General features: G+C 57.4%; 14 protein-coding genes, 3 tRNA genes and 1 pseudogene. 12 read left to right on the top strand and 6 right to left on the bottom strand.

Features of this window, described 5'->3' with window-relative positions; translation table 11 throughout:
* Window positions 1–73: 73 nt before the first annotated feature.
* The 11 genes and pseudogenes from Q7W83_RS20385 (at window position 74) to Q7W83_RS20335 (ending at window position 4,783) form a co-directional block, all read left to right on the top strand.
* On the top strand, window positions 74–529 hold the full coding sequence (locus Q7W83_RS20385; protein WP_150635991.1) for a YkvA family protein: 456 nt from the start codon (window positions 74–76) through the stop codon (window positions 527–529).
* 113 nt (window positions 530–642) lie between these two features.
* Entirely contained in the window at window positions 643–984 is a 342-nt protein-coding gene (locus Q7W83_RS20380; RefSeq protein WP_150631666.1) for a helix-turn-helix domain-containing protein, read from the top strand.
* Entirely contained in the window at window positions 981–1,352 is a 372-nt protein-coding gene (locus Q7W83_RS20375; protein WP_003223109.1) for a hypothetical protein, read from the top strand. The genes Q7W83_RS20380 and Q7W83_RS20375 overlap by 4 nt, the downstream gene beginning before the upstream one ends.
* Window positions 1,353–1,757, top strand: a complete 405-nt coding sequence (locus Q7W83_RS20370) for an SEL1-like repeat protein (protein WP_150631665.1) — start codon at window positions 1,353–1,355, stop codon at window positions 1,755–1,757.
* 241 nt (window positions 1,758–1,998) lie between these two features.
* On the top strand, window positions 1,999–2,190 hold the full coding sequence (locus Q7W83_RS20365) for a hypothetical protein (protein WP_473656709.1): 192 nt from the start codon (window positions 1,999–2,001) through the stop codon (window positions 2,188–2,190).
* A tRNA-Val gene (locus Q7W83_RS20360) sits at window positions 2,185–2,260 on the top strand. Before Q7W83_RS20365 ends, Q7W83_RS20360 begins: the two co-directional genes overlap by 6 nt.
* 19 nt (window positions 2,261–2,279) lie before the next feature.
* Window positions 2,280–2,356: transfer RNA gene (locus tag Q7W83_RS20355), tRNA-Asp, on the top strand.
* 195 nt (window positions 2,357–2,551) lie between these two features.
* A tRNA-Val gene (locus Q7W83_RS20350) sits at window positions 2,552–2,611 on the top strand.
* Window positions 2,596–3,561 (top strand): annotated as a pseudogene (locus Q7W83_RS20345) (RHS repeat domain-containing protein); the annotation flags it as partial. The gene Q7W83_RS20350 and the pseudogene Q7W83_RS20345, both read left to right, overlap by 16 nt.
* 8 nt (window positions 3,562–3,569) lie before the next feature.
* The gene (locus tag Q7W83_RS20340; protein ID WP_150654632.1) at window positions 3,570–3,980 is read left to right on the top strand and encodes a hypothetical protein; all 411 of its coding nucleotides are present in this window, start codon (window positions 3,570–3,572) and stop codon (window positions 3,978–3,980) included.
* A gap of 479 nt (window positions 3,981–4,459) precedes the next feature.
* Window positions 4,460–4,783, top strand: a complete 324-nt coding sequence (locus Q7W83_RS20335) for a hypothetical protein (protein WP_150635975.1) — start codon at window positions 4,460–4,462, stop codon at window positions 4,781–4,783.
* 128 nt (window positions 4,784–4,911) lie between these two features.
* Here Q7W83_RS20335 and Q7W83_RS20330 read toward each other — a convergent pair whose 3' ends face one another.
* Both Q7W83_RS20330 and Q7W83_RS20325 read right to left on the bottom strand, forming a co-directional pair.
* Complete coding sequence (locus Q7W83_RS20330) at window positions 4,912–6,702, bottom strand: bifunctional diguanylate cyclase/phosphodiesterase (RefSeq protein WP_150632243.1); 1,791 nt, start codon at window positions 6,700–6,702, stop codon at window positions 4,912–4,914.
* A 131-nt stretch (window positions 6,703–6,833) separates the two neighbouring features.
* Window positions 6,834–8,915: a carboxy terminal-processing peptidase gene (locus Q7W83_RS20325; RefSeq protein ID WP_191623703.1), complete on the bottom strand. Its 2,082-nt coding sequence runs from the start codon at window positions 8,913–8,915 to the stop codon at window positions 6,834–6,836.
* A gap of 140 nt (window positions 8,916–9,055) precedes the next feature.
* Here Q7W83_RS20325 and Q7W83_RS20320 point away from each other — a divergent pair, with 140 nt between their 5' ends.
* Window positions 9,056–10,018, top strand: a complete 963-nt coding sequence (locus Q7W83_RS20320) for a zinc-binding dehydrogenase (RefSeq protein WP_150635973.1) — start codon at window positions 9,056–9,058, stop codon at window positions 10,016–10,018.
* A 110-nt stretch (window positions 10,019–10,128) separates the two neighbouring features.
* On the opposite strand, the gene Q7W83_RS20315 is transcribed toward Q7W83_RS20320, so the two are convergent.
* Genes Q7W83_RS20315 through Q7W83_RS20300 form a run of 4 tightly spaced genes read right to left on the bottom strand, consistent with a single transcriptional unit; the run spans window position 10,129 to window position 13,426 of the window.
* On the bottom strand, window positions 10,129–10,782 hold the full coding sequence (locus tag Q7W83_RS20315) for an HAD family hydrolase (protein WP_150632240.1): 654 nt from the start codon (window positions 10,780–10,782) through the stop codon (window positions 10,129–10,131).
* Between the two features lie 34 nt (window positions 10,783–10,816).
* Entirely contained in the window at window positions 10,817–11,806 is a 990-nt protein-coding gene (locus Q7W83_RS20310; protein WP_150632239.1) for an ABC transporter ATP-binding protein, read from the bottom strand.
* Window positions 11,803–12,603: an ABC transporter permease gene (locus tag Q7W83_RS20305; RefSeq protein ID WP_150632238.1), complete on the bottom strand. Its 801-nt coding sequence runs from the start codon at window positions 12,601–12,603 to the stop codon at window positions 11,803–11,805. The genes Q7W83_RS20310 and Q7W83_RS20305 overlap by 4 nt, the downstream gene beginning before the upstream one ends.
* Window positions 12,590–13,426, bottom strand: coding sequence for an ABC transporter permease (locus Q7W83_RS20300; RefSeq protein ID WP_191623702.1), 837 nt, complete (start codon window positions 13,424–13,426; stop codon window positions 12,590–12,592). Before Q7W83_RS20300 ends, Q7W83_RS20305 begins: the two co-directional genes overlap by 14 nt.
* Between the last annotated feature and the right edge of the window lie 2 nt (window positions 13,427–13,428).

Below are 13,428 nucleotides of genomic sequence, written 5' to 3'. Positions count from 1 at the left end.
TCAGCGGTGAAATGCAGGTCTGTTCACAAGGTTATCCACAATTTGTGTGGATAACATTTCAGCGGGAGGAAAGATGAAAACGCCTTGGAATTTTGCTCGTTTCCTGCCATTGGCCGGACGCCTGCTCGCCCGTGGACGATTGCCGACGCTGCTGTTCGCGGTGGCCAGCAAAGGTGCCAGCCAGGGTAACCGTTTGGGCAAGCTCAAAGATGACCTGCGTTTGTTGCAGGCGCTGTGCCTGGCTTACTGGCGCGGTGAATATCGGGCCATCAGCCCTAAAGCGCTGATTTCGGTGGTGGCAGGTCTGATGTACTTCCTGAGCCCGGTGGATGCTATTCCTGATTTCATTCCGGTGTTCGGCATGCTCGATGACATCGCCGTGCTGGCCTGGCTGATGAAGGTCCTCGACGACGAACTCAACGCCTTCCGGGCCTGGCGCAACCGCCAGTTGCCGGAGAAGCTCGCGGTGGTCGAGCGTTTGCCCGATACCCCGGAGCAACTTCAGCTGCAGGGTCCGAAAAATAGCTGAGTCGATTCAGGATCATCCCTATATTCATACCCCCGCGACCTTGGCCGCTGTTAGGATTACACTTCTAAGGAAAAGCGCCGACTCGCTAAGTGTCGTTGTCCTACGGGGAAGTCATGGATATTCAGATAATCACACGCGAAGGCGAGCCCGAGTATGCGGTTGTTCCGTGGGCTCAGTATCAGGCTCTACTCAAAGCAGCAGGTATCGATCAACAACCGTCGCGGGTCGCCCCGGAGCGTCACGCGGCAACACCAGACCAGATTCTTCCGGGTCTGGATCAACTACGCAGTTTGCGCGAAGGGAAGGGCATCGCCATCGAGGCGCTGGCCCGCACGGTAGGCATCAGCCCGTCTTATCTGGCCTTGATCGAAAGTGGCGAGCGTCAACCCGACGCAGCGATTCGCCGCAGCCTGGCCTGGGAATTGACGGTGCCAGGGTGGAGGGATGAATCGTGAGCGTACGCATCAGTCGTCAACATTGGGATGGGTTGCTGGGTGAGCTGGATCAGGCGCGCCGCCAGCGTCATCTGCTGACTTACCGCGCGTTGCTGGAGCGTCTGCAATTGCCGACGCCGGCCATGCAGACCCTGACCGCGGCCCTTGAACACTTGGCCGCACTGGACGCCAAGGCCGAGCAGCCACTGCGCAGCTCGCTGGTGATCAGCCAGGGCGCGAGTCGCCTGCCGCGCACCGGTTTCTTTGAATGTGTCGAGCGCCTGGGGCGTTTCTCCGGTCCGTCCGATGGCGTCGCCGCCGCCTCGTGGCATGCCTCGGAAGTGGTGCGAGTCTTCGAATACGAATACCCCGAATCGGCGGAAGCCTGAGTGTTTTTACGACTCAAGGCACGGGCCTCTTACTGGTTGGCCCGCAGGCTGTTTCACTGGTCATGGTTTGTGCGCCAGCCCCGTGGCTGGAAATGGCTCGAGGGCCAGTTCGCGCGCATGGCTAACCTGGGTGATGTTGGTGCCCAGAGCTTCTATGGCCATATCCTGACCTTTCGCGGCGTTGGCCTTGGGGCACGTGAGGAAGGTGTCCGATTGTTGCGTCTGGCGGCGTTGGCGGGCGATGGCAAGGCGGCGTATCAGGTGGGCGTGATCTGCCTGGCAGGGACGGCGAGCAAAGCGCCGGATCCGGATGAGGCGGCTCGGTTTTGGGCGATGGCTGCAGAAGCAGGACATCCGTTGGCCGAGATCAAACTCAAAGAGTTGGTGTCTCGCGGGTCTGAGTAATAACCCCACAGTTGTCCGATAAACGAACGTGGCGTGAGGGAAACCTCTCGCCACGTTTGCGTTTTTGCCTGCGTGTTTTTCGGTGATCAATATTTAGAGATTTGCCCTACAGCCACACCCTACTTTCCTGACTTCTTTCTGGACTGATCCCCCGCAAAGTCTCGCGCGCCCATTTTCTGCGCGAGGGATTGCTCATGATCGACCCGATTTTTCGCTTCACTTCATGCCGCGCGGTGGGTTGATGGAGCACATCGACCGTATCGAGCGGGAACTCGACAGCTTTCCGGACACCTTGTCCCTGTACCGCGAACAGCTGAAGCGTTGGTTCAACCGAGCGGCGGACACGGTCAGTCGCGCCACGGACATGCCTTCGCTGTTGGACATGGAGCGGCTGATAAAGCTTGGCGATTCGACGACCGCGGTGAAAGGGTGATTAGCTCAGCTGGGAGAGCGTCTGCCTTACAAGCAGAATGTCGGCGGTTCGATCCCGTCATCACCCACCATTTACTTTCAGTGTTACGCGCAGCGGTAGTTCAGTCGGTTAGAATACCGGCCTGTCACGCCGGGGGTCGCGGGTTCGAGTCCCGTCCGCTGCGCCATATTCGGTAACCTGGAACGCTGAACGCCAGGTCACCACGGAAAAGCCCGCTAACGCGGGTTTTTTTCTGCCTGAAGTTCCTGCAGGATGCGTCGTTTCACTGGTTTTCAGATTTTTTTGAATTATTTATCAATTAAATCAACACTTTATGAAAATCTGTGGCACAATGCGCCCCGCAACGAAGGTAAAGGGTGATTAGCTCAGCTGGGAGAGCGTCTGCCTTACAAGCAGAATGTCGGCGGTTCGATCCTCGTCGCCGAAAGCAGCCGCGAGCATTACCGCAGCTACGTCTACGAACCCGGCACCTTCCGCCCCCTCGCCATGCTCGACGGCAAAGGCCCGCGCAAGGCCTGCCCGTTTTACTACCAACTCGACCACCTCGGCACACCGCAGGAACTGACGGATTACGGCGGCGAAATTGTCTGGTCGGCGAAGTACAACGCCTACGGCAAAGTTACGCATCTGGCGTTTGGCGGGGGGGAGCAACTCGACCAACCGCTTCGATTCCAAGGCCAATACTTCGACAACGAGAGCGGCCTGCATTACAACCGGCATCGGTACTATGATCCGGAGGTGGGGCGGTACCTGACGCCGGATCCGGTGAAGCTGGCGGGTGGGCTGAATCAGTATCGGTATGCGCTGAATCCGACGGGGTGGGTTGATCCGTTGGGGTTGAGCGGGAATTGTCCGCCGCCGGATAAGCTTGGGTGTAGGGCGCCGGATGATGCATCTGGCGCTAAGGTTGATGAGGGTGAGCCTGAGTTACCGAGGCCTAAGTTAAGTGCTGCGGAGCTTTCCGAGAACGAAATTAGACGGTTGGATAAAAGCCAGGGCATGCATATGGTGGGGAAACATAGTCCAGCGGTACCAGATGCCAAATGGAAGCAGCGAGCTATTGATGGTACGGATCCCATAACTGGTAGAACTCCTAAAAATAAAATAGGTAACCCCAGTTCTCGATTTTACAGCTGGGAACTGATGCATAAGGCTTATATCCTCGGAACCACGAGAACTGAACAAGGACTACCTCGTTTTACAGGAAAGGATAATAGAGATAATGACATTGTTCGGATGGAGCTCCCCGGCGCAGGGGAAGGGTATAAGCCGAATTCAAAGTCGAAACAAAACCCGAAACTCGTTGAACTTAATGGGTTTGAAATGAAATTTGATAAATTTGGCGTGCCTTTCACGCTATATCCAAAGTAGGTAATACGATGCTTATTGATCCTGGAACTGAGCAGCCATATATTCCGACACCTTCATATTTTTTAGGATGTTTCGATATATATGATCGTGAGGAGACCCTCGGAGAAGAGCTTGAGAGATACGACCCTAATAATCCAATAGATCGGGAGGAGTTAATACTGAAGTACTGCCTAACCAACAAGCGATCCTATCGTCACAGATATTTGCTTTATAAATGTTTAGAGGAGAGCCTTCAGGACAAGAATTACGATTTTCAGGCATTGCTTGAACATGATCCTGAAGAGTATTCGTCTCTCCCCGATGGTTGGGACGAGATGAATTGTCCACGGTTATTTTTCGAAGACATCTTTCGCTTGGCGACTATTCAGTGGAAGGACGACCTCCACAAGGCCAGTCTTGAAGATCAATCAACCTGGTAAGACTTGTTATCTCTGAGACAGATAGATTTATGACCGCTTCGCGCTCAATTCGCGAGCAGGCTCGTTCCTACAGGGTTGGAGTCGTGCCCAAAATTTTGGCGGAATGCCTCCATTCTGTAGGAGCAAGGCTTGCCCGCGAAGGCGGTCTTACAGGCTGCGAAATTTCTGGGCAAGGTCGTCGGAAGTTTCCTTCAAGTTGTAGCGGTTTCCATGAACTGGTGCGCATCGGGCCACATCGATAGTCTCTAGCGGTCACTGCAAATTCAGTGACAGGGTGTGGAAGCCCTTCTATCGTTAGGCGCGTCAAGCGCCACCAGTTCGGCGTTTTTTATCGTCTGTGATTTATGGTGGCTGTGCGCGGGGCGCTTTCGAGTGCGCCGAGTGCCTAACGTCTCGGTCTTCCACACCTGCGTACAGCCGCCACCCATTGCGTGGAAGTGATTGTTGGCGGTCCAATTCATACGTTAGGAATCTGACTGATGACAACTCTTCACCCCGACCCACCCTACGAAAAGCCAGCCCCACCCCCCGAAAACCGCTTCATGGCGCTCACCAGCAACTGCGACGACATGCCCACCTTGTTCGTCGATACCCTCGCACCACTCGACGTTTTATACGACGCGGCCAGCTATCGAATCCGCGCCGTCACCCAAGTCATGGAAAACCTGTCGATGCGCGGCTCGATCGAATGTCAGTCGTTCATCCTCAGTGATTTCGCCTTGCTCTGCGCCATTCCGTTGCGGGATGGGTGTGATGTGCTGGATGTGTTGGGGCGGCGATTGAAAGCGCGGCGTTCGGAGTAGCGCCGATCGCTGTTGTGGCGAGGGAGCAAGCTCCCTCGCCACCAAGATCAAAAGATCAGAGCGTTCGGCAGCTACAGGGGAATCGCGTATATCTGAGCTGCCGAAGGCTGCGATCTTTTTTGTGATTATCAGCGCTGCCCGGTTAATAACGCCTCTTCGCTAGCTGGCACCGCCAAACTATCAATCACATGCACGCTATACCCCGGCACATTTTTCGCGTGATGTTTGGCCTGCGACGCCATCTCCGCCAACTGGCTCGCATCGAGTTGTCCGCAGGCCTGTGGATGCAAATGCACCACACCAATCGACAGCGATAACAACGGAAATTCCTGCCGCACACCCTGGCGGTTCGGGGCGATGAAGCAGCCGGCTTCCAGGTGTTCGGCGCGGTAGAAGCGTCGGCACTGACTTTGGAAATCGTCGAGCAACTGGGTCAGGCGTTTGCGCCAGTCTTCGGGGCCGAGCACCAGCAGAAAGTCATCACCGCCGATATGGCCGACGAAGTCGCGGGACGGGTCGACGCGATCATTCAGACATTGCGCCAGGCACAGCAGGACTTCGTCCCCGCGGCCGTAGCCGTAGATGTCGTTGAAGGGTTTGAAACTGTCGATGTCCACGTAGCAGATCACCGATTCCCGTTGCTGTTGCAGCAGGCGCGTCAGGCATTGCTGGATCGGTACATTGCCCGGCAGCAGGGTCAGCGGGTTGGCGTAGCGGGCCTGCTGGATCTTCAGTTCGGTAATCAGCTTCAGAACGTCGATCACCCGGCCCAACCCCAGATACCCGCCGTTCAGGGTAATGATGAAGTCCTCTTCAATGCGTTGTCGTGCGCGGCTGGTGATCAGCCGGCTGACCTGTTGCAGCGACTGGCTCATTTCGACGGCGAGAAAGTCATCGTTCATCAAGCGGCTGATGGGCTTGCGGGCGAACAGGTCGGTGGCAAAGGGTTTGAGCAGGGCGTCCGACAGCGAATGCCGATGGACAATGCCACAGGGGTGGCCTTGTTCATCAAGCACAGCCAGCGAGTTGAGGTTGGCTTGGCGACGGAAAGCTTCCAGTACCGTGGCAGTCGGCGTATTGCGCGCGACCGCTGGCTGATCGATCAAAAGAGCGCTGAGGTCGCTGCCTTCGTCGTTCAGCGCCACAGCGGAACTGTCCTGTTTGGGCATCAGGTTTCGCGCATCCCTTGGCGGATGTTCTTGAGGACGGCAGAGCAAGTAACCCTGAACCAGATCAACGCCCATATCGGTCAACACCGCGAGTTCCTCCGGCAGCTCGATACCTTCTGCAATCACTTGTGCCCGAGAGGCTTTGGCGATTTGCATGATGGAGCCTACAAATTCGCGCTTGAGTGCATCCTGATGGATACCGTCGATGAAGTGTCGATCGATCTTTACATAGTCAGGTCGCAGCTCAGACCACAGGCGCAGGCTCGAATAACCGGCGCCCAAATCATCCAGGGCAATGGAAAATCCCATCGCCCGATAGTGATGCAGCGCATTTTGCAACAGCTGGAAATCGTCGGTCGGCGTCTGTTCTGTCAGTTCGATGACCACCTGGCTGGGCGGTATACCGAAATCCTGCAGCAGTTGCAGGGTCCGACCCGGTTGATGAGCCGCTTCAAGCAGCGATTCCGGTGACACGTTGAGAAAGAGTTTGCCCGGCAGTTTTTGTTCATTGAAGCGCCGGCAAGCGCTCTCACGGCAGGCAATTTCCAGCTCGTTCAAACGGCCAGCCTGGCGGGCGACGGCGAACAAGGCGATAGGCGAGTGCAGCGGGCTGTTGGAGGGGCCGCGGCTGAGCGCTTCGTATCCGACAATGCGTCGTTCAGAGAGCGAAATGATTGGCTGGAACAGGCTGTGCAAACCGCTTTGAGTCAGTATTGAACTCAATGCACTCAGCTGTTCGGTAGTGGTCATGGCAATCTCTGGCGAAAAAAAAGGACTGAGAGCCAAAGCTCTCAGTCCTTTATTTCACGACAGAATGATGACTGTTTGATGACGCTAAGGAAGAGTCAGCATTAAATTGCCATCATCTTGCACGTCACCACTCAGTGCTTGGCGACTGCGGTGTTGAGTTTCAGGTAGTCCAACAGAATCCGACCGGTTTCGCTCAGGTAGGCATCGTCTTCTGGTTTGGTCTTGTCCGGCTCGGCCGCCAGGGCATCTTCGTCTTCTTTTTTCAGCTCTTTGAGCGGTTCTTCGCCTTTGGCTTTGCGACGGATGTTTTCCATCGCCAGTTGCTTGGCTTCGATATCGCTGTGTTGCGCACGACGTTCAGCTTCATTGAGGCTGACGGTTTTTTCTGTCATCAGTTTCTGCGCCAGGGCCAATTTGTCGCGGATGAACACGAACTCCGCATCCTTGGTCGAACGTACGTCATGCTCGGACTTGAGCTGCGCAATGTACGGTTTGAACGGATCGATCGCAGGCTTGATGGCCGCGCGGATGGTGTCCCACGGCATGGCTTCCGGCAAGGCACTCTCGCCAATTTCCTTGGTGTCAATGATCGACGGGTAATCGATGTCCGGCAGTACGCCCTGATGCTGGGTGCTCTGCCCGGAAACCCGGTAGAACTTGGCCAGGGTCAGTTTCAGTTCGCCATGGTTCAGCGGCTGAATGGTCTGCACGGTGCCTTTGCCGAAGGTCTGGCCGCCAATGATCAGCGCGCGGTGGTAGTCCTGCATGGCGCCGGCAAAAATCTCCGAGGCCGAGGCGGACAAGCGGTTGACGAGCAACGCCATCGGGCCTTTGTAGAACGCGCCCGGGTTTTCATCTTCGAGCACATCGACCCGGCCATCGGCGTTACGCACGAGTACGGTCGGCCCCTTGTCAATGAACAGACTGGTCAGCTCGGTGGCTTCCTGCAAGGAACCGCCGCCGTTGTTGCGCAGGTCGATGACCACGCCGTCGACCTTGTCTTTCTGCAACTCGGTCAACAGTTTCTTGACGTCGCGCGTGGTGCTCTTGTAGTCCGGATCGCCGGCACGGAAGGCCTTGAAGTCGAGGTAGAAGGCCGGGATCTCGATGACGCCGAGCTTGTAGTCCTTGCCGTCCTGTTTCAGGTTGAGAACCGACTTCTTCACTGCCTGATCTTCAAGCTTCACCGCTTCGCGGGTGATCGGCACGATCTTGGTGGTCTGGTCGTTCGGCGCATTGCTGGCCGGGATGACCTCCAGGCGCACCACGGTGCCTTTCGGGCCACGGATCAGCTTGACCACTTCGTCCAGGCGCCAGCCAACCACGTCGACCATCTCTTTGTTGCCCTGGGCAACGCCGATGATCTTGTCGGCCGGTGCGACCTGCTTGGTCTTGTCGGCCGGGCCGGCAGGCACCAGGCGCACAACTTTCACCTGGTCGTTATCGCTCTGCAACACAGCGCCAATGCCTTCGAGGGACAGGCTCATGTTGATGTCGAAGTTTTCCGCATTATCCGGCGACAGATAGTTGGTGTGCGGGTCGTAGGACATGGCGAAGGTGTTGATGTACGCCTGGAAGATGTCTTCCGCGCGGGTCTGGTCCAGGCGAGCGAGCTGATTCTTGTAGCGCTTGGTCAGCGTTTCCTGAATCTGCTTGGGTTCTTTGCCCGCAATCTTCATCCGCAGTACTTCATCCTTGACGCGTTTGCGCCACAGGTCGTCGAGCTCTGCGGTGGACTTGAGCCAAGGAGCGTCCTTGCGGTCGATCAGCAAGGTTTCCTTGGCGGTGAAGTCGATCTTGTCGACGCCCTTGTTCAGCTCTGCAAGGGCAAAGTCCAGACGCGTTTTTACGCGGTCCAGGTAGCGCTTGTAGATGGTGAAACCGGCATTGAGGTCGCCGCTTTTGAGGAAGTCGTCGAACTGGGTTTTCCACTTGTCGAATTCGGCAATGTCGCTGGCCATGAAGTAGCTGCGCGACGGATCCAGCAGCTTGAGGTAGCTGTCGTAGATGATTACAGAGCGCGCGTCGTCGAGCGGCGGCTTGCTGTAATGGTGACGCTTGAGCAACTCGACGACATTCAGACTGGCGATCACTTCGTCACGATCTGGCTGAAGCTTGTCCCAGCTATTGGCTGCGAACGTATTGCTCGACATCGGCAGCAGGCCGATACCAATAAATAGGGCGAGGGCGGTGCTGGGGAACAGATGCTTCATGCTGATTCGACGCGGGGACAATTGATCACGCATATTAGGCCGTCTTTGAAGTCGCCGGTTCCACAAAGGGCCGGTCACATAATGCAAGAAAGCCCGGAGCTACAGCTACGGGCTCAGTCCAGACTCACTATGGAGGCACTGTGAAAGCATTGCAAGGCGTGGAAGGTCAAGTGGAGTGGCTTGAAGAGCCCAGTCCTACATGTGATGTAGGGCAAGTTCGCATTCGGGTAGCGGCAGCGGGCCTCAATCGCGCCGATTTGTTACAGAAGGCGGGACTTTATCCGCCACCGCCGGGGGCCAGTCAGGTACTGGGTCTGGAGTGTTCCGGGGTGATCAGCGAGGTCGGCCCTGGCTCGTCGTGGCAGGTCGGTGATCGGGTCTGTGCCTTGCTGGCCGGGGGCGGGATGGCCGAAGAGGTGGTTGTCGACGGACGGCATGTTCTACCGGTGCCCGAAGGATTGTCCCTGGTAGAGGCGGCAGCGCTACCCGAAGTCTATGCGACCGTTTGGCTGAATTTGTTTCAATTGGCCGCGCTCAAGCCGGGTGAGAAAGTTCTTCTGCACGCCGGAGCAAGTGGAATCGGTTCAGCTGCCATTCAGCTGTGCAAGGCGTTTGGCAACCCGTGCTGGGTCAGCGTCGGTTCTGCCGAGCGGCTGGCTTACTGCGAAGCGCTGGGTGCCCAGGGTGGTGTGGTACGCACCGACGAACTTGAAAGCTTGAGCGACTTGGGTCCGTTCGATGTGATTCTCGACCCGGTCGGCGGCAACTACGCCGCACTGAATCTGAAGCTGCTGGCCCGTGATGGCCGCTGGGTGCTGATCGGCTTGATGGGCGGCCGTGAGGCAAAACTGGATCTGGCGCAGGTACTGGCCAAACGTGCGCAGTTGCTGGGTTCGACCTTGCGCAACCGGGACGATCAGTTCAAGGCGGATCTGTTCAGTGATCTGAGCCAGCATGTCTGGCCGTTATTTGCCGAAGGGCGGTTGAGCCCGCAGTTGGCGAAGACCTTCCCGATCAAGGATGCCGAAGCGGCGTTTGCCGAGTTGGCGACGAACAAGGTGGCGGGGAAGTTGGTGTTGGTGATCGACGAAAGCCTTACCTGACAACACCGAACCTGTGGGAGCGGGCTTACCCGCGATGAACGATGACGCAGTTATCACAGACATACCGCGTCGCCTGAATCGCGGACAAGTCCGCTCCCACCGGATCTGCGTTACTTCCAGCTATGGATCGGCCAGCCGGCTTTTTCGGCGTGCTCGAGCAGTACCGGATCAGGGTTCACCACGTGTGGGAAATCTACCTTCAGCAGCAGCGGCAAATCGTTGCGTGAATCCGAGTAGAAACTCGCGCCCTCCAGGTTTTCTTCTTCCGCATCCAGCCACTCCAGCAAGCGCGTGATCTTGCCTTCACGGTAGGTCAGCGTGCCGACGGTGTGGCCGCTATAAACCCCATGCAACACTTCCAGCTCGATGCCGAGAATCTCGTCGATGCCCAAACGGTCGGCAATCGGCCTGACCAGGTGCGTACCCGACGCCGAAATCACCAGAATCCGGTCGCCCGCCTTGCGGTGCGCGGCGATGGCTTTGGTGGCGTCGCTGAAGATGATCGGTTCGATGAAGTCTTCCACCCACGGGCCCACCAGATGGTCGACCTCTTCCGGCGTGCGTCCGATCATCGGCTCGAGGCTGAAGGTCATGTAGTCCTCCATGCGCAGCTTGCCGTGGCTGTAAGCGTCCATCAATTCGTTGTTCTGACGCATGAACGACTCGGGATCGACCCAGCCCAGCCGGCCCATCTGTTCGCTCCAGAGGGTGGCGCAGTCGCCGTGGATCAGGGTTTCGTCCAGATCAAAAATTGCCAGGGCCATCAGTGCAGTTCTCTCTTCAACATCAGCAAAGTCATCAGGCTACCTCACACAGGGCCGACGGATCGATGGAAAGCGCCAAGCGCTGACCATCGGGGTGCAGATCGGCCGCCGAGCGGTTGAGCACATCCACCACCAATTCCACGCCGCGAGCTTCAACCCGGTAGCGAATCACGTTGCCAAGCAGGCTATGGCTGCGCACTTGAGCGTCTAGCTCGCCATTCAGGCTCAGTTCGATGGCTTCCGGGCGAATCGCCAGGCGATGGGTGATTGGTCGTTGCAGCAGTTTCGTGGCGCTGTCGGCGTCCAGCAGGTTGTAGTTGCCGATGAAGCCGGCGGCAAAAACATCCACGGGCGCGGTGTACAGGGTTTCGGCGTCGCCGCTCTGTACGATTTTTCCTTGATTCATCAGGAAAATCCGGTCAGACATGGTCAGGGCTTCTTCCTGATCGTGTGTGACGAAGATCGTAGTCAGGCCGAGTTCGCGCTGGATCTGACGGATCTGTTCGCGCAAGTGCTTGCGAATCCGCGCATCGAGGGCCGACAGCGGTTCGTCCAGCAACAACAGGCGTGGACGAGTCACCAATGAGCGGGCGAGGGCGACACGCTGACATTGACCGCCGGACAGTTGATGCGGATAGCGCGCAGCGAAATCGTTGAGTTCCACCAGTTGCAACACTTCGGCGACGCGCTTCTGGCTGTCGTCGCTGTTGACCTTCTGCATGCGCAAACCGAAGGCGACGTTCTGCTCCACGGTCATGTTGGGGAACAGCGCATAACTCTGGAAGACCATGCCGATGCCGCGCTTCTGCGGGCTCAGCGGTACGAGATCGTGACCATCGAGCAGGATCTTGCCGCCATCTACCGACGTCAGCCCGGCGATGCAGCGCAGCAGCGTCGATTTACCGCAGCCGGACGGGCCGAGGAGGGTGACGAATTCACCCTTGCGGATTTCGCAGTTGATGTCGCTGAACACCGTGGTGCCCGCGTAGTTTTTCTGTAAGTGTTGGACGCTGACATAGCTCATTCGCTTTTGTCCTTGTTCAAGATATTGGCCGCCCAGGTCAGAACCAGCACAAAGAGGAAGTAGGAAATCACCACCGCACTGGTGAAGTGGCCGCTGCTGTTACGCATGTTGTTGAGGTAGACCTGCAGGGTTTCGTAACGGGTACCGACAAGGATATTGGCGAATACGAACTCTCCGAACAGGAACGAGAACGACAGCAGCAACGCCACCATCAAGCCCTTGCGCAGGTTCGGCAGTACGACCAGGAACGCAGCTTGCCAGGTGCTGGCGCCGAGGAGTTGAGCGGCGTCCATCAGGTCGTGCAGGTTGATGGCTTGCAGGTTATTGGTGATTGCCCGGTACATGAACGGCAGCGCCACGGTGAAATAGCAGCCGATCAGAATCCAGGGCGTGCCGACCATCGCGAGCGGCCCCGACCCGTAGAGCTGCAACAACCCCACCGATGACACCACCGGCGGCACCGCGAACGGCAGCAGGATCAGGATGTTCATCCACGCGTCGAGTTTCGGGAAGTGGTAATGCACCACGAACAGCAGCGGCAGAATCAGCACCACTGCCAGGATCAGCGAGCCGACGCAGACGAGCAGCGATTGGCCGAAAGCACTCAGGAAACGCGGATCGCTCCACAGCTCTACGTACCATTTGATGCTGAAACCGCTGGGCAGAATGGTTGCCGACCAACTGCTGGAAATCGAGTAGATAAACGTGCCGACCAGCGGCAGCAACAGAATGGCAAACAGCAGGTACACCACGACGCGGTGATACACACCGGCGGGGCCCAATTCAGCGCGAGACATGGTAGCTCCTCTTCAACAGCAGCTGATGCACGACGGTCACCAGGGTCATCAACGCCACCAGCACCACGGCCAGGGCACTGGCCAGGTTCGGGTCCAGGGAAATGTCGCCGGAGACCATCGCTGCAATACGGATCGTCAGCACGTTGAAGTTGCCGGTGGTCAGGGCATACACCGTGGCGTAGGCGCCGAGGGCGTTGGCCAGCAGGATCACGAACGTGCCGAGCAGCGCAGGCGTCAGCACCGGCAAACCGATGTGTCGCCAGAATTGCCAGCTGTTGGCGCCGAGCAGTTCGGCGGACTCACGCCAGTCTTCGCGCAGGGCGTCGAAGGCCGGGTAGAGCAGCAGCACGCCCAGGGGAATCTGGAAGTAGGTGTAGAGAATGATCAGCCCGGTTTTCGAGTACAGGTTGAAGTCCTCAATGATCCCGGCCTGCTTGAGCATGATGGTTATGCTGCCGTTGAAACCCAGCAGGATGATGAACGCGAAAGCCAACGGGACGCCGGAGAAATTGCTGGTCATGTTGGCGAAGGCGTTGACGAAGTTGCGCAGCTTCGAGTCGACCCGGCGCAGGGAGTAGGCGCCGAGTACGGCGATGATGATCCCGAACACACTGGACCAGAAACTGATCTCGAGGCTGTACTGGATCGCCTGCAGATAGAACTTCGAATTGAAGATCCGGGTGAAGTTGGCCAGGCCCCAGCCGAACTCTTCCGATTGCAGGCTGTTGATCATCACCCATACCAGCGGGGCGATCTCGAACACGATAAAGAACAGCGCGAAGGGCACCAGGCACAAGGCCGCCAGCCATTTGCCGCGAGTCATGG

Source organism: Pseudomonas sp. 300 (assembly GCF_055803035.1).
Note: the sequence above shows the minus strand (reverse complement) of the source record. Positions and strands in the feature narration are given on the sequence as shown.